The organism is Micromonospora sp. CA-249363, assembly GCF_050950185.1.
Taxonomy (GTDB): Bacteria; Actinomycetota; Actinomycetes; order Mycobacteriales; family Micromonosporaceae; genus Micromonospora.
In genome coordinates this window covers 4,926,827-4,945,955 of record NZ_CP192020.1, presented here as the reverse complement: position 1 = coordinate 4,945,955, position 19,129 = coordinate 4,926,827, and the positions used below count along the sequence as shown (strand labels likewise).

Genomic DNA, 19,129 nt, shown 5'->3' with positions numbered 1-19,129 from the left:
GACACCTTGGAGCGCTGCCGATGACCCCCGCGAAGCTGGCACGGGTTTCCTGGCACAAGAGCAGCCGTAGCGGCGCGAACGATTCGAACTGCGTCGAGGTGGCCGTACTCCCCGAGGGGCTGGCCGTGCGGGACTCCAAGGACCCGGCCGGCCCGGCGCTCGTCTTCGGTCGGGACGCCTGGTCGTCGTTCGTGACCGGTCTGCGGAGCGATCCGCTCGGTTGAACGTTCCGTCGCCGGGGGGCGGCGCTACCACGCCCTCGGCCCGCCCGCGGCGCGCGGCGGCGGGCGCGCCCGCCCCGGTCCCGGACGGCGGGATAGAGTCGCTGATTGACCAATCGCGGCCGACGGCGGCCGCGGCGCCACGTCTTGGGGGTACGGGTGAGCGAGGCGCACACTGCCGGTGACGGGCAGCCGACGGCCGAGTCGGAGACCACCCTGGTGGTGGTCACCGGCCTGTCCGGTGGCGGTCGCAGCACCGTCGCCCGCGCGTTGGAGAACGTCGGCTACTACGTCGTGGACAACCTGCCGCAGGCGCTCATGCTCGACATGGCCGAGCTGGCGTTCAAGGCCGGCGGGGCCGCCCGGCGTACGGCGATGGTCCTGGACGTGCGCTCGCGCGCCTTCTCCACGGACCTGGCCGGGGCGATCCGGGAGCTGAAGGAGCGCGGCTTCTCGCCCCGGGTGGTGTTCGTCGACGCCGACGACGAGGTGCTGATCCGTCGGTTCGAGAGTGTCCGGCGTTCGCACCCGTTGCAGGGCGACGGGCGGCTCGCCGACGGTATCGCCGTCGAGCGCGGGCTGTTGGAGGAGGCCCGCGACCAGGCCGACGTGATCATCGACACCAGCCACCTGAACGTCAACCAGCTCCGCCGGCGCATCGAGGAGCTGTTCGGCGGCGAGGACGCCCGCCGGCTGCGGGTGACCGTGCTCTCGTTCGGCTTCAAGTACGGCCTGCCGCCGGACGCCGACTTCGTGCTGGACGCCCGGTTCCTGCCCAACCCGTACTGGGTGCCGGAGCTGCGTGAGCACACCGGGCGCGAGGAGGCGGTCAGCGCGTACGTGCTGGGGCAGGAGGGCGCGGACGCCTTCGTCGCCTCGTACGCCGACCTGGTCAACGCCACCACGACGGGGTTCGAGCGGGAGGGCAAGCGGTACCTGACGGTGGCCGTGGGCTGCACCGGCGGCAAGCACCGCAGCGTGGCCATCGCCGAGGAGCTGGCCGGCCGGCTGCGTCAGTCGGGGCTGGCGGCCAACGCCCAGCACCGTGACCTGGGGCGGGAATGACGACGCGCCGGGTGGTGGCGTTCGGCGGCGGGCACGGCCTGTCGGCGTCGCTGCGCGCGCTGCGGCACTGCGCCCCCGAACTCGACCTGGACATCACCGCCGTGGTGACCGTCGGCGACGACGGCGGTTCCAGTGGCCGGTTGCGCGCCGAGCGGGGCGGCCTGCCCCCGGGTGACCTGCGGCAGGCTCTGGTCGCGCTGGCCGGCGACCATCCGGCCACCCGACGCAGCGCCGGCCTCTTCCAGCACCGCTTCGCGGCGGCCGAGGCTGTCCGCGTACTCCGGCATGCCCGGACCGAAGCGGCCCCGGCGGCGGCGGACGCGCCCGGCGTCGACGCGGGCCCGGCGGCCCGAGCGCACGCGGCCCCGGCGGCGGACGCGCCCGGCGCGGGCGCGGACCCGGCTGCCCGAAATCCGACAGACGCGGACCCGGGGGCGGGTGACGCGGCCCGCGCGGACGGCCTGGCCGGGCACGCGGTCGGCAACCTGGTGCTCTGCGGCCTCATGGAGCTGCTCGGCGACCCGGTGGCGGCGCTGGAGCACGCCGGGGCGATGCTCGGCGCGGTCGGGCGGGTGCTGCCGATGTCGCGCCAGCCCGTCGACATCGAGGCGCGGGTGCGCGGGGTCCACCCGGACGCCCCGGACGAGGTACGGACCGTGCGCGGCCAGCACCAGGTGGCGGTCACCACCGGGCGGGTCGAGTCGCTGCGCCTGACCCCGGCCGCCCCGGCGGCCTGCGCCGAGGCCCTGGCCGCGATCGGCGCGGCGGACTGGTTGATCTTCGGGCCGGGCAGCTGGTACACGAGCGTCCTGCCGCACCTGCTGGTGCCGCAGCTGGCCGACGCGATCGTCTCCAGCTCGGCCCGACGCCTGGTCACGCTGAACCTGGCCGCGGAGAAGGAGACCCTCGGCCTCTCGGTCGCCGATCATCTCGCGGCGCTGCACTGGTACCTGCCCGAGCTCAAGGTGGATCTCGTGCTGGCGGACGCCAAAGCGGTGGGTGACCCGGAACCGGTCGAACGTGCGGCAGAATCGCTGGGTGCCCGCCTGGTCCTCGCCCCCGTCGCCGTCACCGACGGCACTCCCCGCCATGATCCGGCTGCCCTGGGCGCCGCGCTGGTGCCTGTCCTGGGCGCCGATCGTTAGACACGTACGTAATCACCGGCGACACGCCGGAACAGGTCCGTGAGGGGACGCACAATGGCGATGACGGCTGCGGTCAAGGACGAGCTGAGTCGGGTCGACGTGCCCAAGCCCTGCTGTCGGCGGGCGGAGATGGCCGCGCTGCTGCGCTTCGCCGGAGGGCTGCACATCGTCTCCGGCCGGGTGGTGGTGGAGGCGGAGCTGGACACCGGCGCGGTGGCGCGTCGGCTGCGCCGGGAGATCGCCGAGGTCTACGGCTACCCGAGCGAGATCCACGTGCTCGCCTCCGGCGGTCTGCGCAAGGGCAGCCACTTCATCGTCCGGGTGGTCAAGGACGGCGAGGCGCTCGCGCGGCAGACCGGCCTGCTCGACGTCCGCGGTCGGCCGGTGCGAGGGCTGCCCCCGCACGTGGTGGCGGCGAACGTCTGCTGCGCGGTCTCGGCGTGGCGGGGCGCGTTCATGGCGCACGGCTCGCTCACCGAGCCCGGCCGCTCCAGCGCGTTGGAGATCACCTGCCCGGGGCCGGAGTCGGCGCTCGCGCTGGTCGGCGCGGCCCGCCGGATCGGCATCACGGCCAAGAACCGTGAGGTACGCGGGGTGGACCGGGTGGTCGTCAAGGACGGCGACGCGATCGCCGCGCTGCTCACCCGCATCGGCGCGCACTCCAGCGTGCTGGCCTGGGAGGAGCGTCGGGTACGCCGGGAGGTGCGGGCCACGGCCAACCGGCTGGCCAACTTCGACGACGCGAACCTGCGCCGCTCGGCGCGCGCCGCGGTGGCCGCCGCCGCCCGGGTCACCCGTGCGCTGGAGATCCTGGCCGACGAGGCGCCCAACCACCTGACCGACGCAGGAAGGCTGCGCCTGGAGCACCGGCAGGCGTCGCTGGAGGAGCTGGGGGCGCTGGCCGACCCGCCGCTGACCAAGGACGCCATCGCCGGGCGGATCCGCCGCCTGCTGGCGCTGGCGGACAAGCGGGCCCGGGACCTCGGCATCCCGGATACGGAAGCAGCCGTCACGCCCGACATGCTCGTGGTCTGATAGGACGGTGGGCCCGTACGGTGCGCCGGGAGCACGACCCGGCGCAGTGTGCTCCCGCACGCTCGGATAGGGTCGCTGAGTACGGCAAGGGGGCCGACATCGGCACTTCTCGTCGTGCCCACCGCCTCGGGCGGTCAGGTCCTCAGACCGCGCGGCGGGGTGGCCGAGATGAATCGTCGACGGCCGGCTCCAACGGTCGGCGCACACCATTCCCGCCGGCCCGTTGAGTCAAGCCGGCGGACCAGAACGCGAGGAGATGGGACCTGTGACCATCCGGGTTGGCATCAACGGCTTTGGCCGAATCGGCCGTAACTTCTTCCGGGCAGTGCTGGCGTCCGACGCCGACATCGAGGTCGTGGCGGTCAACGACCTGACCGACAACGGCACGCTCGCCCACCTGCTCAAGTACGACAGCATCCTGGGTCGCCTGCCGTACGAGGTCAAGGCCACCGCCGACGAGATCACCGTGGGCGGCAAGACCATCAAGGCGTTCGCCGAGAAGGACCCGGCGGCGCTGCCGTGGGGCGAGGTCGGCGCGGACGTCGTCATCGAGTCGACGGGCTTCTTCACCGACGGCACCAAGGCCAAGGCGCACGTCGACGGCGGCGCCAAGAAGGTCATCATCTCCGCCCCGGCGAAGAACGAGGACGTCACCGTGGTCATGGGTGTCAACCACGACACCTACGACCCGGCGAAGCACACCATCATCTCCAACGCCTCGTGCACGACGAACTGCCTCGCGCCGATGGCGAAGGTCCTGCAGGACACGTTCGGCATCACCAAGGGTCTGATGACGACGATCCACGCGTACACCCAGGACCAGAACCTCCAGGACGCGCCGCACAAGGACCTGCGCCGGGCGCGCGCCGCCGCGCTGAACATCGTCCCGACCTCCACCGGCGCCGCGAAGGCCATCGGCCTGGTGCTGCCGGAGCTGAAGGGCAAGCTCGACGGGTACGCGCTGCGGGTGCCGATCCCGACCGGCTCGGCCACCGACCTGACCGTCGAGGTCGGCCGGGAGACCACCGTGGACGAGGTCAACGCCGCGCTGAAGGCCGCCGCCGAGGGCCCGCTCAAGGGCATCCTGGTCTACAACGAGGACCCGATCGTCTCCGCCGACATCGTCACCGACCCGGCGTCGTGCATCTTCGACGCGCCGCTGACCAAGGTCATCGGCAACCAGGTCAAGGTCGTCGGCTGGTACGACAACGAGTGGGGCTACTCGAACCGCCTCGTCGACCTCGTCAAGCTGGTCGGTTCGTCGCTGTGAGCATCCGGACCCTCGACGACCTGCTCGCCGAGGGGGTGTCGGGTCGGCGCGTGCTGGTGCGCGCCGACCTGAACGTCCCGCTCGACAAGCAGACCGGTGACATCACGGACGACGGCCGCATCCGCGCGGTGCTGCCGACCCTCGGCGCGCTTGTTGAGGCCGGCGCGAAGGTGGTCGTCTGCTCGCACCTGGGTCGTCCGAAGGGCGCGCCCGACCCGCAGTTCAGCCTGAGCCCGGTCGCCGGGCGGCTCGGTGAGCTGCTGGGCGCCCCGGTGCGCTTCGCCACCGACACGGTCGGCGACTCGGCCCGTTCCACCGTCGCCGACCTGGCCGACGGTCAGGTCGCCCTGCTGGAGAACCTGCGCTTCAACGCCGGTGAGACCAGCAAGGACGAGGCCGAGCGGGGCGCGTTCGCGGACCAGCTCGCCGCGTTCGGCGACGCGTACGTCGACGACGCGTTCGGTGCCGTGCACCGCAAGCACGCCAGCGTGTACGACGTGCCGGCGCGGCTGCCGCACGTGGCCGGCCGGCTGGTGCTGCGCGAGGTCGAGGTGCTCTCCAAGCTGACCAGCGAGCCCGAGCGGCCGTACGTGGTGGTGCTCGGCGGGTCCAAGGTCTCCGACAAGCTGGCCGTGATCGAGGCGCTGCTGCCGACGGTCGACCGGCTGCTCATCGGCGGCGGAATGTGCTTCACCTTCCTCAAGGCCCAGGGCCTGGAGGTGGGCACCTCGCTGCTGGAGAAGGACATGGTCGAGACCTGCCGCAACCTGCTGGAGCGGGCCGACGGCAAGATCATGCTTCCGGTCGACGTGGTGGTCGCGGACGCGTTCGCCCCGGACGCCGCGCACGACACGGTCCGCGTCGACGGCATCCCGAGCCACCGGCTCGGCCTGGACGTCGGCCCGGAGACGGTCGCCGGCTTCTCCGCCGCCCTGTCGCAGGCCAGGACGATCTTCTGGAACGGCCCGATGGGCGTGTTCGAGATGCCCGCCTTCGCGGCGGGCACGCGGGGCATCGCCGAGGCGATCACCAAGGCCGACGCGTTCAGCGTCGTCGGCGGCGGCGACAGCGCGGCGGCCGTGCGGGCGTTGGGCCTGGACGAGTCGTCCTTCGGTCACATCTCCACCGGTGGCGGCGCCTCCCTGGAGTACCTGGAGGGCAAGACCCTCCCCGGCATCGCGGCCCTGGAGAACTGAGCATGTCGAGCACGACCCGCCGGCCGCTGATGGCCGGCAACTGGAAGATGAACCTCAACCACCTCGAGGCCAACCTGCTGGTGCAGAAGCTGGCCGCGAGCCTCACCGAGAAGCAGCTCACCGAGGTCGAGACGGTGGTCCTGCCGCCGTTCACCGACCTGCGCACCGTGCAGACGGCGGTCGACGGCGACAAGCTGCTGATCGGCTACGGCGGGCAGGACCTGTCCCCGCACGCGTCCGGCGCGTACACCGGCGACATCTCCGGGCCGATGCTGGCCAAGCTCGGCTGCACGTACGTGGTGGTCGGGCACTCCGAGCGGCGGGCCTACCACCACGAGGACGACTCGGTCGTCAACGCGAAGGTGAAGGCGGCGCTCACGCACGGCCTGACCCCCATCCTCTGCGTGGGGGAGGGGCTGGACGTGCGCGAGCAGGGCACCCACGTGGCGCACTGCTCCGACCAGCTCGACGGCGGCCTCGCCGGGCTCACCCCCGAGCAGGTACGCCAGGTGGTCATCGCGTACGAGCCGGTCTGGGCGATCGGCACGGGCAAGACGGCCACCCCGGAGGACGCCCAGGAGGTCTGCGGCGCGGTTCGCCAGCGGTTGGCGGAGCGCTTCGGCTCCGAGACCGCCGACGCGGTCCGGGTCCTCTACGGCGGCTCGGTCAAGGCGTCGAACGTCGCCTCGATCATGGCTCAGCCGGACGTGGACGGCGGCCTGGTGGGCGGCGCGAGCCTGGACGCGGAGGAATTCGCGCAGATCTGCCGGTTCCCCGAGCACATCGCTCGCTGATCGCTCGCTATTCTGGACACCGCCCGTCCACCGGCCGGTGCCGGAGTGCCCGACCTGTCCGGGCGAGGATCGCTACGAGAGGACTGCCCCCAGCCATGCCGATCTGGTTCGCATACACGTTGATCGTGTTGCTGGTCATCACGAGCGTTCTGCTCACCCTGCTCATCCTGCTGCACCGCGGTAAGGGCGGCGGGTTGTCGAGCATGTTCGGTGGCGGTGTCAGCTCCAGCCTCGCCGGCTCCTCGGTGGCCGAGAAGAACCTGGATCGTTACACCGTTCTGGTGGGTGTCGTCTGGTTCGCGGCGATCGTCGGGCTGGGTCTCTGGCTCCGTCTCCAGATGAACAGCGGCACCTGAGCGAGCCCGCCAAGTCGTACAATCTGCGCGCGGTCCGTCACTCGACGGACCGCGCGCAGTCTTTTCTCCGCTGCACCACCGCGTCGCCCGCCGCCCATCGGAGACGGCGGCGGGTCCCCTCCGACGACAGGAGCGAGCAGCCGTGCCCAGTGGCAACGTCATCCGTGGCGCCCGCGTCGGGTCCGCGCCCATGCGCCCCGACGAGCGGCACCAACCGGCCCCCCGACAGGCCGTCACCTACTGGTGCCGCAACGACCACCAGACCGACATCCGGATCGCGGCCGACGCCACGGCGCCGCCGCTCTGGGACTGCCCCCGCTGCGGGCTCCCGGCCGGCCTGGACGCCGAGAACCCGCCCGGACGCGTCCGCGCCGAGCCGTACAAGAGCCACCTGGCGTACGTGAAGGAGCGGCGTACCGCCGAGGAGGGGGAGGCGCTGCTGGCCGAGGCCCTCGCCGCGCTGCGCCGCCGACGCGGCGAATAGACGAAAGGGCCCCTCGCCTTCAGGCGAGGGGCCCTTCGTCGCGGTCTGGCGCACGCTGCGGCGTGAGCCGGTCCAGCGCGGGCTGCGGCGTGAGCCGGTCCAGCGCGGGCTGCGGCGTGAGCCGGTCCAGCGCGGGCCGCGGCGTGTGCCGGTCCAGCGCGGGCCGCGGCGTGTGCCGGTCCAGCGCAGGCTGCGGCGGGAGCCGGTCTAGCGCAGGCTACGCAGGCGGGCCGGCACGTCGGCGGCGGCCGCGCGGTCCAGCAACCAGCGGGTACGGTCCACGCCGTGCACCCCGGCCGCCGGGAGCTGCATCGGCCCCGCGCCGGCCAGCGCCATGCCCACCGCGCGAGCCTTGTCGGCGCCGCCGGCCACGAGCCAGACCTCCTCGGCGGTGTTGATCGCCGCCAGGGTGAGGGTGGTCCGCACCGGCGGCGGCTTCGGGCTGCCCCGCACCGCGCTGACCGGCCGCGTGTCGTGGTGCACGGGGTGCTCCGGGAAGACCGAGGCGACGTGCCCGTCCTCGCCCACGCCGAGCATCAGCACGTCGAAGTGCGGCAGCGCGGCGTGCCCCGGCCGGGCGGCACGGGCCAGCTCCTCGGCGTACGCGGCGGCGGCCGCCTCGGGGTCGTTGCCGGCCGGGCCGTCGGAGGCCGGCATGGCGTGCACCCGGGCCGGGTCCAGCGGCACCGAGTCGAGCAGGGCGGCCCGGGCCTGGGTCTCGTTGCGCTCCGGGTCGCCGGACGGCAGGAACCGCTCGTCGCCCCACCACACGTCGACCCGGGACCAGTCGACCGCGTCGCGGGCCGGCAGTTGCGCCACCGCCCGGTAGACGGCGGCGGCGATCCGACCACCGGTGAGGACCACCGCGGCCTCACCCCGGTCGGCCTGGGCGTCGAGCACCTTCACCAGCAGTCGGGCCGCCACGGCCTGCGCCAGCAGGTCGGCGTCGGCGTGGACGGCGACACTCGCCTCACTCATGGGTTGGGCCTTCGTTTCCGGACCGCTGGGCGGTCGCTGTCGCGTCGTGCCCGGACGCCGAGCGTCCGGAGGGGGCGGTGCGGGGCCGGGACGTGGCGTCCCGGCCCCGCCGGTGTCGTTCTGCTCAGCTCTCGCCGCTCGTGCCGGCGTGCGCGGTGACCCCGGCCTCGGCGCGCTGGGCCGTGGCCGGATCCTTCCAGACGTGCACCCGCTGTGGCGGGCGCTGTTCCAGACCGCGCAGGCCGGCGGTCGCGCCCAACGCCTCCGCGTACACCTGGTCGGCGTCGAGGCGGCGCAGTTCCTCGGCCAGCTCGTCGCCGAGCGGCCGACGGACCAGCGGCAGCGCCCGATCCTCCTGGCCGGTCCGTCGGAACACCGCCAGGCTGTCCTCGCGGGTCAGCGTCAGCTTGTCGCCGTTGGCACAGGTCAGCTGCACCTCGCGCATGCGCGGGAACTCGTCGCTGTCCACCCGGCGCGGGGTGATGCCGAGTCGACTGGACAGCCAACCGGCCATCAGCGTCGCCGTCGGGTCGCTGGGCGGCGCGACGATGGTCGCCTCGGTGACCTTCGCCTCGGTGGTGTCGAACGCCCCGGCCACCAGGGTCCGCCACGGGGTGATCCGGGTCCACGCCAGGTCGGTGTCGCCCGGGGCGTAGTCCCGGGCACGCTGGCGCAGCGCCTCGATCGGGTCGGCGGCCTGCGCGGAGTCGGTGATCCGCCGGTCGGCGACCACGCCGAGGAAGTCGGTGGCGATCTCGGCGGGCGGCTCACCGTGCCACCAGGTCACCACCGGCACGTCCGGCACCAGCAGCGGCATCACCACCGACTCGGCGTGCAGGGCGAGTCGCCCGTACATCCGGGTGACCACCGCCTCGCACGGGCCGAGACGACCGCCGACCACGATCTCCGCGTCCAGCCGGTTGCGTTCCCGCTCGATGTCGGAGCGGACCACGACCACCAGCCGGCACGGGTGGGCGGCCGCGGCGATGGTCGCCGCCGCCTCCGCCTCGCGGACGCGCTTCTCGTCCACCACCACGATGAGGGTGAGCGCCATGCCGCTGGCCACACCACCGGCGCTGCGCCGCTCGGCGGCCAGCGCCTTGACCACCTCGTTGCCGGTGGTGTCCCACAGCCCGATCATGCTCTTCTCCAAGCGCGGCCCTCGCGGGCCAGCATCTCGTCAGCCGCCCGTGGACCCCACTCGCCGGCCCGGTACGGCTCCGGCGTGGTGCCCGCCCAGGCGTGCTCCAGCGGGTCGATGACCTGCCAGCTCTGCTCGACCTCGGCAGCGTCCGGGAACAGGGTGCGGTCCCCGATCAGCACGTCCAGCACGAGTCGCTCGTACGCCTCCGGGCTGGACTCGGTGAACGCCTCGCCGTACTGGAAGTCCATGGCGATGTCGCGGACCTCCATGGTGGTGCCCGGCACCTTCGAGCCGAACTTGAGCACCACGCCCTCGTCCGGCTGCACCCGGATGACCAACTGGTTGTTGCCCAGCGACTCCATGTCGGCGTCGTTGAACGGCAGGTGCGGCGCCTTCTTGAACATGATGGCGACCTCGGTGACCCGCCGGGGGAGGCGCTTGCCGGCCCGGATGTAGAACGGCACCTCGGCCCAGCGCCGGTTCTGGATGCCGAGGCGCACCGCCACGTACGTCTCCGTGGTGGAGTCGGCGGGTACGTCCTGCTCCTCCCGGTAGCCGACCGCGCGCTCGCCGCCCACCCAGCCGGGCAGGTACTGGCCCCGCACGGTGTCCCGGGCCACGTCCCTGGGCAGGGTGATCGCCTTGAGCACCTTCAGCTTCTCGGCGCGGATCTCGTCCGCGTCGAAGCTGGTCGGCTCCTCCATCGCCACCAGGGCCAGGAGTTGGAGCAGGTGGTTCTGCAGGACGTCGCGGGCGGTGCCGACGGTGTCGTAGAAGCCCGCTCGGGTGCCGATGCCGACGTCCTCGGCCATGGTGATCTGCACCGAGTCGACGTACTTCGAGTTCCACAGCGGTTCGAACAGGTTGTTGGCGAACCGCAGGGCCAGGATGTTCTGGACCGTCTCCTTGCCGAGGTAGTGGTCGATCCGGAAGACGTCCTGCCGGGTGAACACGTCGTCGACGAGGTCGTTGAGCGCCTTCGCCGACGGCAGGTCGTTGCCGAACGGCTTCTCCACCACGACCCGCCGCCAACCGCCGGACTTGTCGTTGTCGGCCATCCCGGTGCGGGCCAACTGCTTGAGCACCACCGGGAACGCCGCCGGGGGAATGGAGAAGTAGAACGCCGCGTTGCCGGCGATGCCGTGGGTCTGGCGCAGGTCGTCCAAGGTCGCGGAGAGCTGGTCGAAGGCGGCGTCGTCGTCGAACGAGCCGCCCACGAACTTGATGTTGCCGGCCAGCCGCGCCCACACCTCGTCCCGCCACGGCGTACGGGCGTGCTTCTTGGCCGCCTCGCAGGCCAGGGTCTCGAAGTCACCGTCGCCCCAGTCGCGGCGCGCGAAGCCGAGCACCACGAAGCCGGGTGGCAGCAGCCCACGGTTCGCCAGGTCGTAGACCGCGGGCAGCAACTTCTTGCGGGCCAGGTCGCCGGTCACCCCGAAGATCACCAGAGCGCACGGCTCGGGGATCCGGGGCAACCGGCGGTCCTGCGGGTCGCGTAGCGGGTTCACGCCTTGGGTCACGTCGTCCGTCCTCACGTGCGCAGCTGACCGGCCGCGTCGAGCAGTTGGGCGACCCCGGCGGCCCGGTCGGTCAGGTGCAGTCGCAGCACCGGCCGCTCCCGGCCGGCGAGGGCCTGCCGGTCGCCGGCGGCCTGCGCCGCCTGCAACTCACCGAAGGTGTACGGCTTGCCGGGCACGTCCAGGTCCTCAGCGACCGCGCCGGTCACCTGGAGGTAGCTGCCCACCTGCGGGCCACCCTTGTGGTACTGACCGGTGGAGTGCAGGAACCGCGGCCCCCAGCCGAAGGTGACCGGACGTCCGGAAGCGCCGGCCAGCAGCGGGCGTAGCCCGGCCGCGTCGGCGTCGGCGAACCGGTCGAGGTACGCCATGACCGCCAGGTAGCCGTCGTCGCCGAGCCCGTCGAGCAGCCACCGCAGCACCCCGGCCAGGTCGCCCGGGGCGCCCTGCGGCGCGTACACCTCGATCGCGCCCTCGGTGAACGACGGCGTCTCCGTCGGCAGCCCCGAGGCCAGGATCTTGTTGGTGTTCTCCTTGGACTCGGTGACGTTCGGCTGGTTGAACGGGTCGATGCCGAGCACCACGCCGGCCACCGCGGTGGCGTACTCCCAGGCCAGGAACTGCGCGCCGAGCGGGCCGTTGACGGCCACGTCCGGGGCGGCGCCGCCGCCCGGCACGTCACCGGCGGACAGCGCGCCGCCGTAGGTGACGGTCAGCACGTCGGGGCCGGTCACGCCGGGGCTCTGCGGCGACTCCACGACCACCGGCAGGATGCCCACGCCGGCCTTGCCGGTCGACTCGGCGATGAGCTGCTCGGCCCAGTCGCCCAGGCCGTCGATGCCGGTGCCGTCCGACACCAGGGCGACCTTGTCGCGGGCCAGCGTGGCGGCGGCGCCCAGGGCGGCGCCCAGCGCCAGCGCCGGGTTGTCGCTGTCGCCGGCGAGCGACCGCGCCAACGCGTCGGCCTGGTCGATCAGCTCCGCCACGTCGACGCCGGCCAGCGCGGACGGCACCAGCCCGAACGCGGTCAGCGCCGAGTACCGGCCGCCCACGTTCGGGTCGGCGAGCACGGTGAACGCGCCCATCTCGGTCGCGGTCTTCTCCAGCGGCGAGCCCGGGTCGGTGACGATGACGAAGTGCCGACCGGCCTCCGCCTCGGTCATCCCGGCGTCCAGGAACGCCTGCCAGTAGGCGCGGCGGTGGCTGTCGGTCTCCACCGTCGAGCCGGACTTGCTGGCGACCACCACCACGGTGCCTTCCAGCCGGTCACCGAGGGCCGCCCGGACCTGGCCCGGATCGGTGGTGTCCAGCACGGTCAACGGCCGGCCCAGGGTCTGGGTGATCACCTCGGGAGCGAGCGACGAGCCGCCCATGCCGGCGAGCACGACGTGGTCCAGGTCGGCCAGCTCCGCCTTCAGCTCGGCGAGCTGCGGCAGCAGGTCCCGGCTGCGCTGGTGGGTGTCCACCCAACCGAGCCGGATCTTCGCCTCGGCCTCGGCGTCCGGACCCCACAGGGTCGGGTCCTTGGCGGCCAGCCGCCCGGGGACGCCGGCCTTGACCAGCGCCTCCCGGGTCGAGGCGGGCGCGGACTTGTCGACCGCGTCCGCGCCGTAGACGGCGAGCCCGGCGGCGGCCTCCGCCGGCTGGTTCAACACATCGCTCATGCCGTCACTCCACTTCGCTGCGTGCTGATCGGCTCGCTCACGCGCCACCGGCCTTCTCCGCCGCCTTGGCGTTGCCCTTGGCGGCCTTGTTCGGAGCGCCCTGTCCCGTGCCGGCCGCCTTGAGCGACTTGCTGACGCCGTCGAGCAGCTCCTGCCAGCTCGCCTCGAACTTCTCCACGCCCTCGCGCTCCAGGGTGGCGATCACGTCGGCCATGTCCACCCCGACCGACTCCAGGTCCGCGAAGACCTTCCGGGCCGCGTCGTAGGAACCGGTGACGGTGTCGCCGCGGGTCTCGCCGTGATCGGCGTACGCGTGGATGACCGACTCCGGCATGGTGTTGACCGTTCCGGGGGCGATCAGCTCCTCGACGTAGATGACGTCCCGGTAGTCCGGGTTCTTCGTCGAGGTGGAGGCCCACAGCGGCCGCTGCGGGTGCGCCCCGGCGGCCTCGAGCGCCTTCCAGCGGTCCGAGGAGAAGACCTCGGTGTAGCGCTCATAGGCCAGCTGCGCGTTGGCCACGGCGGCCTTGCCGCGCAGCGCCTTGGCCTGGTCCGAGCCGATCTTCTCCAGCCTCTTGTCGACCTCGGAGTCCACCCGGGACACGAAGAACGACGCGACCGAGCCGATGGTGGACAGGTCGTGGCCGTTGGCCTTGGCCCGCTCCAGACCGGTCAGGAACGCCTCCATGACCGCCGAGTAGCGGTCCAGGCCGAAGATCAGCGTCACGTTGACGCTGATCCCCTCGGCGAGCGTGTCGGTGATCGCCGACAGGCCCTCCTCGGTGGCCGGGATCTTGATGAAGAGGTTGGGCCGGTCGACCAGCCACCACAGCGCCTTGGCCTCGGCGACCGTCTTGTCGGCGTCGTGCGCGCTGCGCGGGTCCACCTCGATCGAGACGCGGCCGTCCACGCCGTCGCTGCCGTCGTACGACGGGCGCATCACGTCGCACGCCCACCGTACGTCGTACGTGGTGAGCATGCGGACGGCCTCTTCCACGTCGACGCCACGGATGGCCAGGTCACGCAGCTGCCAGTTGTACTCGTCGGCGTCGCTGAGCGCCTTCGCGAAGATGGTCGGGTTGGTGGTCACCCCGGCCACGTGCTTCTCGCGGCGGAGCTGGTCCAGCCCGCCGGAGCTCAGACGTACCCGGGAGAGATCGTCGAGCCAGACCGCCACACCCGCGGCGGTGAGCTCATTCAGCTTGTCGGTCATGCCGTCCACGCTCCCTCAGTTGCCGGTCGTGAAACCGGTGATGTCGCCCACCCGGGCCAGCGAGGCGTGCGCCGCCGCCACGATCCGGTCGGGGGTGAACCCGAACTGCTCGAAGAGCACGGTGTGCGGGGCGCTCGCGCCGTAGTGCTCGATGCTGACGCTCTCGCCCAGGTCGCCGACGACTCCGCGCCAGGACATCGCGATGCCCGCCTCCACGCTCACCCGTGCCTTTACCCCGCGTGGGAGCACCGACTCCCGGTACGCCTCATCCTGCTCGTAGAACCACTCCTGGCAGGGCATCGAAACCACCCGGGTCGGGGTGCCGTCGGCCTCCAGCCGCTCCCGGGCGTTCAGGGCGAGCTGCACCTCGGACCCGGTGCCGATGATGATCACCTGAGGCTTACCGTTGGACGCCTCGGCCAGCACGTAACCGCCCTTGGCGGTCCCGGACGCATCGCCCAGAACCTCTCGGTCCAGCGTCGGCAGGGCCTGGCGGCTCAGCGCCAGCGCGGTCGGCCGGTCGGTGTGCTCCAGCGCCTGCCGCCAGGCCCACACGGTCTCGTTGCCGTCCGCCGGGCGGACCACGTCCAGGCCCGGAATGGCGCGCAGCGCGGTCAGGTGCTCCACCGGCTGGTGGGTCGGGCCGTCCTCGCCCAGGCCGATCGAGTCGTGCGTCCAGACGTACGTCACCGGCAGCTTCATCAGCGCGGCCAGCCGCACCGAGGGGCGCATGTAGTCGCTGAACACGAGGAACGTGCCGCCGTACGGGCGGGTGCCGCCGTGCAGGGCGATGCCGTTCAGGATCGCGCCCATGGCGTGCTCACGGATGCCGAAGTGCAGCGTGCGGCCGTACTCGTGGCCCGGGAAGTCCTTGGTGGCGTGCGACGCCGGGATGAACGACGGCTCGCCCTTCATGGTGGTGTTGTTGCTCTCGGCCAGGTCGGCCGAGCCGCCCCACAGCTCCGGCAGCACCGGGGCGAGCGCCTCCAGCACCTTGCCGGACGCGGCCCGGGTGGCCACACCCTTGGCGTCGGCGGGGAAGACCGGCAGCGCGTCGGTCCAGCCGTCGGGCAGCACCCGGCCGGCGAGCCGCTCGTAGAGCGCGGTGCGCTCCGGGTTGGCCTTCTTCCAGGCGTCGAACGACGCGGTCCACTCCTGCTCGGCGTCCGAGCCGCGACCCATCACCGTGCGGGCGTGACCCAGCACCTCCTCGTCGACCTGGAAGGTTTGCTCCGGGTCGAAGCCGAGGATGCGCTTGGTGGCCTTGACCTCGTCGGCGCCGAGCGCCGAGCCGTGGATCTTGCCGGTGTTCTGCTTGTTGGGGGCGGGCCAGCCGATGATGGTGCGCAGCGCGATGAAGGAGGGGCGGGTGGTCTCCGCCTTGGCGGCCATCAGCGCGTCGTACAGCGCCTCGACGTTCTCGTGGTAGTCGCCCTGGTCGGCGTCGCCGGTACGCCAGTCGACCGTCTGCACGTGCCAGCCGTACGCCTCGTAGCGGGCCGCGACGTCCTCGCTCTTGGCGATGCGGGTGTCGTCCTCGATCGAGATCTCGTTGTCGTCGTAGATCAGCGTGAGGCCGCCAAGCTGCTGGTGCCCGGCGAGGGCGCTCGCCTCGTGGCTGATGCCCTCCTCGATGTCGCCGTCGGACGCGATGCACCAGATGTTGTGGTCGAAGACCGACGTGCCCGGCTCGGCCTCCGGGTCGAACAGGCCGCGCTCGCGGCGGGCGGCCATGGCCATGCCGACCGCGTTGCCCAGGCCCTGCCCGAGCGGACCGGTGGTGGTCTCGACGCCCGGGGTGTGGCCGTGCTCCGGGTGGCCCGGGGTCATCGAGCCCCACTGGCGCAGCGACTTCAGGTCGTCGAGGCTCAGCGGGTAGCCGGACAGGAAGAGCTGGATGTAGAGCGTCAGGCTGGAGTGGCCGGCGGAGAGCACGAACCGGTCCCGGCCGGGCCAGTTCGGGTCGGCCGGGTTGTGCCGCATGACCCGGTTGAACAGAAGATAGGCCGCGGGCGCGAGGCTCATCGCGGTGCCCGGGTGGCCGTTGCCGGATTTCTCCACGGCATCCATGGCCAGCACGCGGACGGTGTCGACGGCCCGGCGATCGAGGTCGGACCAGTTGAGTGCGGAGTGCTCGGGTCGGTTGGCAGCCACGATGGTTGTGCTCCTCGGCAGATGGGCGGAACCCTCACTGGTGACCCTATCGAGCGTGACTAAACGTCCGCCCGGGGATCTCGCATGGTGTGCGGTACGTGACGGTCGGCCAGGTGGTTCAACCCGGTGGTGTGACGGCCCGCACCGTTGTCGGGTCGGCCGGGCAGCCAAAACGACGACGCGTAGTGTGTGGGTCGGTGTGCGGTCCCCGAGCGGGCCTCGCCGATCCGATCTCCCCGTGCCGATGCCGGAAGGTGGCAATCCGTGAGCATGATCACCGAGCGCCCCGCGAGCAACCCCGCCGGGCAGCCCCCGGCACGGGCGGCCGAGGGTCCGGTGGCGCGGCGGGACGTACGCGCGATCGTGTCGGCGTACGTGGCGCTGACCAAGCCGCGCATCGTCGAGCTGCTGCTGGTCACCACCATTCCGGCGATGATGTTCGCCGAGGGTGGCCTGCCGTCGCTGTGGCTGATGGCCGTGGTGCTCGTCGGTGGCTCGCTCGCCGCGGGGGCGGCCAGCGTCCTCAACTGCTACATCGACCGCGACATCGACCAGTTGATGCGGCGGACCAAGCGGCGTCCGCTGCCGGCGCACACCGTGTCGCCCCGTAACGCGCTGGTCTTCGGTCTGGTGCTGGCGGCGGTCTCGATCGTGCTGATGGCGGTGTTCACCAACCTGCTCGCCGCCGGCCTGACGCTCGCGGCGATCCTCTACTACGACGTCGTCTACACGATGTGGCTCAAGCGCTCCACGCCGACGAACACCTTCTGGGGTGGCGCCTGCGGGGCCGCCCCGGTGCTCATCGGATGGGCGGCGGTCACCGGCGGGCTCGCCCCGGCGGCCTGGGCGCTGTTCGCGGTGGTCTTCTTCTGGCAGATGCCGCACTTCTACCCGCTCGCCATGAAGTACAAGGACGACTACGCCCGCGCCGGCATCCCGATGCTGCCCGTGGTGGCCTCGACCCGCCGGGTGAACGCCGAGATCCTGATCTTCGCGTGGCTCACCGTGCTCACCTCGCTGGCTGTCTGGCCGCTGGGGCTCAGCGCGATCTACGGAGTGCCCACGTTGGTGGTGGGCGCCATCTTCATTCTCGAGGCGCACAAGCTCTGCCGGCGGGCCACGCGCGGCGAGGCGGTCAAGCCGATGCGGCTGTTCCACTGGTCGACGACGTACCTGACGATCGTGTTCGTGGCCGTCGCGCTCGACGCGCTGATCTGACCCCGCGCGGCGCGCGGGCCAGGGGTTTCGCCGCCAATCCTGCGAACAGTCACCATCGTGGATGAGTTGTCCCGGTTTAACGTCACATCAGAGTAACTTTCGGCATGAGTCGGATCGACTCAATCTGCGGTGCCTGCGGCCTGGTTTGCTCCGGCAGTTGAGGCGGTAAAGTCCGTATTTAAGCGGACAAAGAGTCTGTGCTCTCCCTTAAACCTGTAGGTAATTGGCATCACAAAAGGTTCATGGTTCTCGCCCGCGCGAGTGGAACTCTGCTTAGGCTTCGCGTCATGGCAGATGGTTCCGATACGACGCTGACGGCCGAGCAGACCTCCGGCGAGCAGGCCCCGCAGGGTCTGGTCGCGGGTCTCAAGTCGTTCGCCGCCGGGCACGGCGGCGCGAAGGCCGTCATCGAGTACGTCGGTAAGCGCGGCGCACGGATCGTCCTCGTGGGCGGCGACGGTGAGTGGGGCGACCAGTTCGCCGAGGACACCGTCACGGCCCGGGAGGCGTGCGCCAAGGCGGGAGTCACCGTCGAGAACGCCTGGGAGCGTGAACTGATGGACCAGATGCGACCGAGCAACGACCTCTGGCGGTCGATGGCCCGGCGCACGATGGCCCGCTGAGATAGATAGATAGCTGAATTGACCAACCACCACCAGTCGGCCCGGGGGAAACCCCGGGTCGCTCTCGTCACCTGCTCCCGCCTGGTCGACCTCGACCCCGACGACCGCCTCGTCCTCGACCCGCTCGCCGCCCGGGGGATCACCGCCGAGGTCGCCGTCTGGGACGACCCGGCCGTCGACTGGGCCGCGTACGACCTGGTCGTGCTCCGCTCGCCCTGGGACTACGCGCTGCGCCGCGACGAGTTCGTCGCCTGGGCCGCCACCGTGCCCACCCTGGTCAACCCCGCCCACGTGGTGCGGTGGAACACCGACAAGCGCTACCTCGGCGAGCTGAGCGCCGCCGGCGTACCCACCGTGCCGACCTCCTGGGTCGAGCCGGGCGACACCTGGACGCCGCCCGCCGACAGCGGCGAATACGTGATCAAGCCGTCGGTCAGCGCGGGCAGCCAGGACACCGGCCGGTACGACCTGGCCGACCCCGAGCACCGGACCCTGGCCGAGGCACACGTGCGCCGCCTCTCGGCCGCCGGCCGGACGACGATGGTCCAGCCGTACCTGCGCGCCGTCGACACCGAGGGCGAGACCGCGCTGCTCTTCCTGACCGGCCCCGACGGTCTCGCGTACAGCCACGCCATCCGCAAGGGCCCGATGCTGACCGGCCCCGACCTCGGCCCGGACGAGCTGTACAAGGACGAGGAGATCAGCCCCCGTACCGCCGCGGCCGAGCAGTTGGCCGTCGCGCAGCGGACCCTCGCGGCGGTCCCCGGCGGCACCGGGCAGCTGCTCTACGCCCGCGTGGACCTGATTTCCGGCCCGGACGGCGACCCGGTCCTGGTGGAGTTGGAGCTCACCGAGCCGTCGCTCTTCCTCGGGTACGCCGACGGCGCGCCCGACCGCCTCGCCACCGCCATCGCCACCCACCTGCCCCGCCCGGCCTGACCCTCGTCCGGCCTGACCTGTCCGGCCTGACTCTGTCCGGCCTGACTCTGTCCGGCCTGACTCTGTCCGGCCTGACTCTGTCCGGCCTGACTCTGTCCGGCCTGACTCTGTCC

General features: G+C 72.0%; 18 protein-coding genes. 12 read left to right on the top strand and 6 right to left on the bottom strand.

Annotated features, from left to right (window positions below):
* The first annotated feature begins 20 nt into the window (after positions 1–20).
* From ACQPZK_RS21860 to ACQPZK_RS21820, 9 genes are all read left to right on the top strand, one after another.
* Positions 21–224, top strand: coding sequence for a DUF397 domain-containing protein (locus ACQPZK_RS21860; RefSeq protein ID WP_433534782.1), 204 nt, complete (start codon positions 21–23; stop codon positions 222–224).
* Between the two features lie 156 nt (positions 225–380).
* Positions 381–1,286, top strand: coding sequence for an RNase adapter RapZ (rapZ, locus tag ACQPZK_RS21855; RefSeq protein WP_355049588.1), 906 nt, complete (start codon positions 381–383; stop codon positions 1,284–1,286).
* Positions 1,283–2,431 carry a gluconeogenesis factor YvcK family protein gene (locus tag ACQPZK_RS21850; RefSeq protein WP_433534781.1) on the top strand — a complete coding sequence of 383 codons (1,149 nt, stop codon included), beginning with the start codon at positions 1,283–1,285 and terminating at the stop codon, positions 2,429–2,431. Before rapZ ends, ACQPZK_RS21850 begins: the two co-directional genes overlap by 4 nt.
* 54 nt (positions 2,432–2,485) lie before the next feature.
* Positions 2,486–3,466 carry a DNA-binding protein WhiA gene (gene whiA / locus ACQPZK_RS21845; RefSeq protein ID WP_030337350.1) on the top strand — a complete coding sequence of 327 codons (981 nt, stop codon included), beginning with the start codon at positions 2,486–2,488 and terminating at the stop codon, positions 3,464–3,466.
* 265 nt (positions 3,467–3,731) lie between these two features.
* Entirely contained in the window at positions 3,732–4,736 is a 1,005-nt protein-coding gene (gene gap / locus ACQPZK_RS21840) for a type I glyceraldehyde-3-phosphate dehydrogenase (protein WP_421472195.1), read from the top strand.
* On the top strand, positions 4,733–5,932 hold the full coding sequence (locus ACQPZK_RS21835) for a phosphoglycerate kinase (RefSeq protein WP_433534780.1): 1,200 nt from the start codon (positions 4,733–4,735) through the stop codon (positions 5,930–5,932). The genes gap and ACQPZK_RS21835 overlap by 4 nt, the downstream gene beginning before the upstream one ends.
* A 2-nt stretch (positions 5,933–5,934) precedes the next feature.
* Positions 5,935–6,726 carry a triose-phosphate isomerase gene (gene tpiA / locus ACQPZK_RS21830; RefSeq protein WP_433534779.1) on the top strand — a complete coding sequence of 264 codons (792 nt, stop codon included), beginning with the start codon at positions 5,935–5,937 and terminating at the stop codon, positions 6,724–6,726.
* A gap of 95 nt (positions 6,727–6,821) precedes the next feature.
* The gene (gene secG, locus ACQPZK_RS21825) at positions 6,822–7,082 is read left to right on the top strand and encodes a preprotein translocase subunit SecG (RefSeq protein ID WP_355049593.1); all 261 of its coding nucleotides are present in this window, start codon (positions 6,822–6,824) and stop codon (positions 7,080–7,082) included.
* A 142-nt stretch (positions 7,083–7,224) separates the two neighbouring features.
* Positions 7,225–7,566 carry an RNA polymerase-binding protein RbpA gene (locus ACQPZK_RS21820; RefSeq protein WP_357134282.1) on the top strand — a complete coding sequence of 114 codons (342 nt, stop codon included), beginning with the start codon at positions 7,225–7,227 and terminating at the stop codon, positions 7,564–7,566.
* Between the two features lie 207 nt (positions 7,567–7,773).
* On the opposite strand, the gene pgl is transcribed toward ACQPZK_RS21820, so the two are convergent.
* From pgl to tkt, 6 genes are all read right to left on the bottom strand, one after another.
* Complete coding sequence (gene pgl / locus ACQPZK_RS21815) at positions 7,774–8,544, bottom strand: 6-phosphogluconolactonase (protein WP_433534778.1); 771 nt, start codon at positions 8,542–8,544, stop codon at positions 7,774–7,776.
* Positions 8,545–8,668: 124 nt separating this feature from the next.
* A complete protein-coding gene (locus ACQPZK_RS21810; RefSeq protein WP_433534777.1) occupies positions 8,669–9,685 on the bottom strand; it encodes a glucose-6-phosphate dehydrogenase assembly protein OpcA in 1,017 nt (338 codons plus the stop codon).
* Positions 9,682–11,196 (bottom strand): glucose-6-phosphate dehydrogenase, encoded by a 1,515-nt coding sequence (gene zwf / locus ACQPZK_RS21805; RefSeq protein ID WP_433539272.1) that lies wholly within the window; start codon positions 11,194–11,196, stop codon positions 9,682–9,684. Before zwf ends, ACQPZK_RS21810 begins: the two co-directional genes overlap by 4 nt.
* Before the next feature lie 23 nt (positions 11,197–11,219).
* The gene (locus ACQPZK_RS21800) at positions 11,220–12,869 is read right to left on the bottom strand and encodes a glucose-6-phosphate isomerase (RefSeq protein ID WP_433534776.1); all 1,650 of its coding nucleotides are present in this window, start codon (positions 12,867–12,869) and stop codon (positions 11,220–11,222) included.
* Between the two features lie 37 nt (positions 12,870–12,906).
* Positions 12,907–14,082 carry a transaldolase gene (gene tal, locus ACQPZK_RS21795; RefSeq protein WP_433534775.1) on the bottom strand — a complete coding sequence of 392 codons (1,176 nt, stop codon included), beginning with the start codon at positions 14,080–14,082 and terminating at the stop codon, positions 12,907–12,909.
* A gap of 15 nt (positions 14,083–14,097) precedes the next feature.
* On the bottom strand, positions 14,098–16,236 hold the full coding sequence (gene tkt, locus ACQPZK_RS21790) for a transketolase (protein ID WP_433534774.1): 2,139 nt from the start codon (positions 16,234–16,236) through the stop codon (positions 14,098–14,100).
* A gap of 264 nt (positions 16,237–16,500) precedes the next feature.
* On the opposite strand from tkt, the gene ACQPZK_RS21785 reads away from it, so the two are divergent.
* The 3 genes from ACQPZK_RS21785 to ACQPZK_RS21775 all read left to right on the top strand — a co-directional run bounded on the left by ACQPZK_RS21785 (position 16,501) and on the right by ACQPZK_RS21775 (position 19,016).
* Complete coding sequence (locus ACQPZK_RS21785; protein WP_433534773.1) at positions 16,501–17,454, top strand: heme o synthase; 954 nt, start codon at positions 16,501–16,503, stop codon at positions 17,452–17,454.
* A 287-nt stretch (positions 17,455–17,741) separates the two neighbouring features.
* Positions 17,742–18,077, top strand: coding sequence for a hypothetical protein (locus ACQPZK_RS21780; RefSeq protein ID WP_425734050.1), 336 nt, complete (start codon positions 17,742–17,744; stop codon positions 18,075–18,077).
* An 18-nt stretch (positions 18,078–18,095) separates the two neighbouring features.
* Positions 18,096–19,016 carry an ATP-grasp domain-containing protein gene (locus ACQPZK_RS21775; RefSeq protein ID WP_433534772.1) on the top strand — a complete coding sequence of 307 codons (921 nt, stop codon included), beginning with the start codon at positions 18,096–18,098 and terminating at the stop codon, positions 19,014–19,016.
* Positions 19,017–19,129 lie beyond the last annotated feature (113 nt).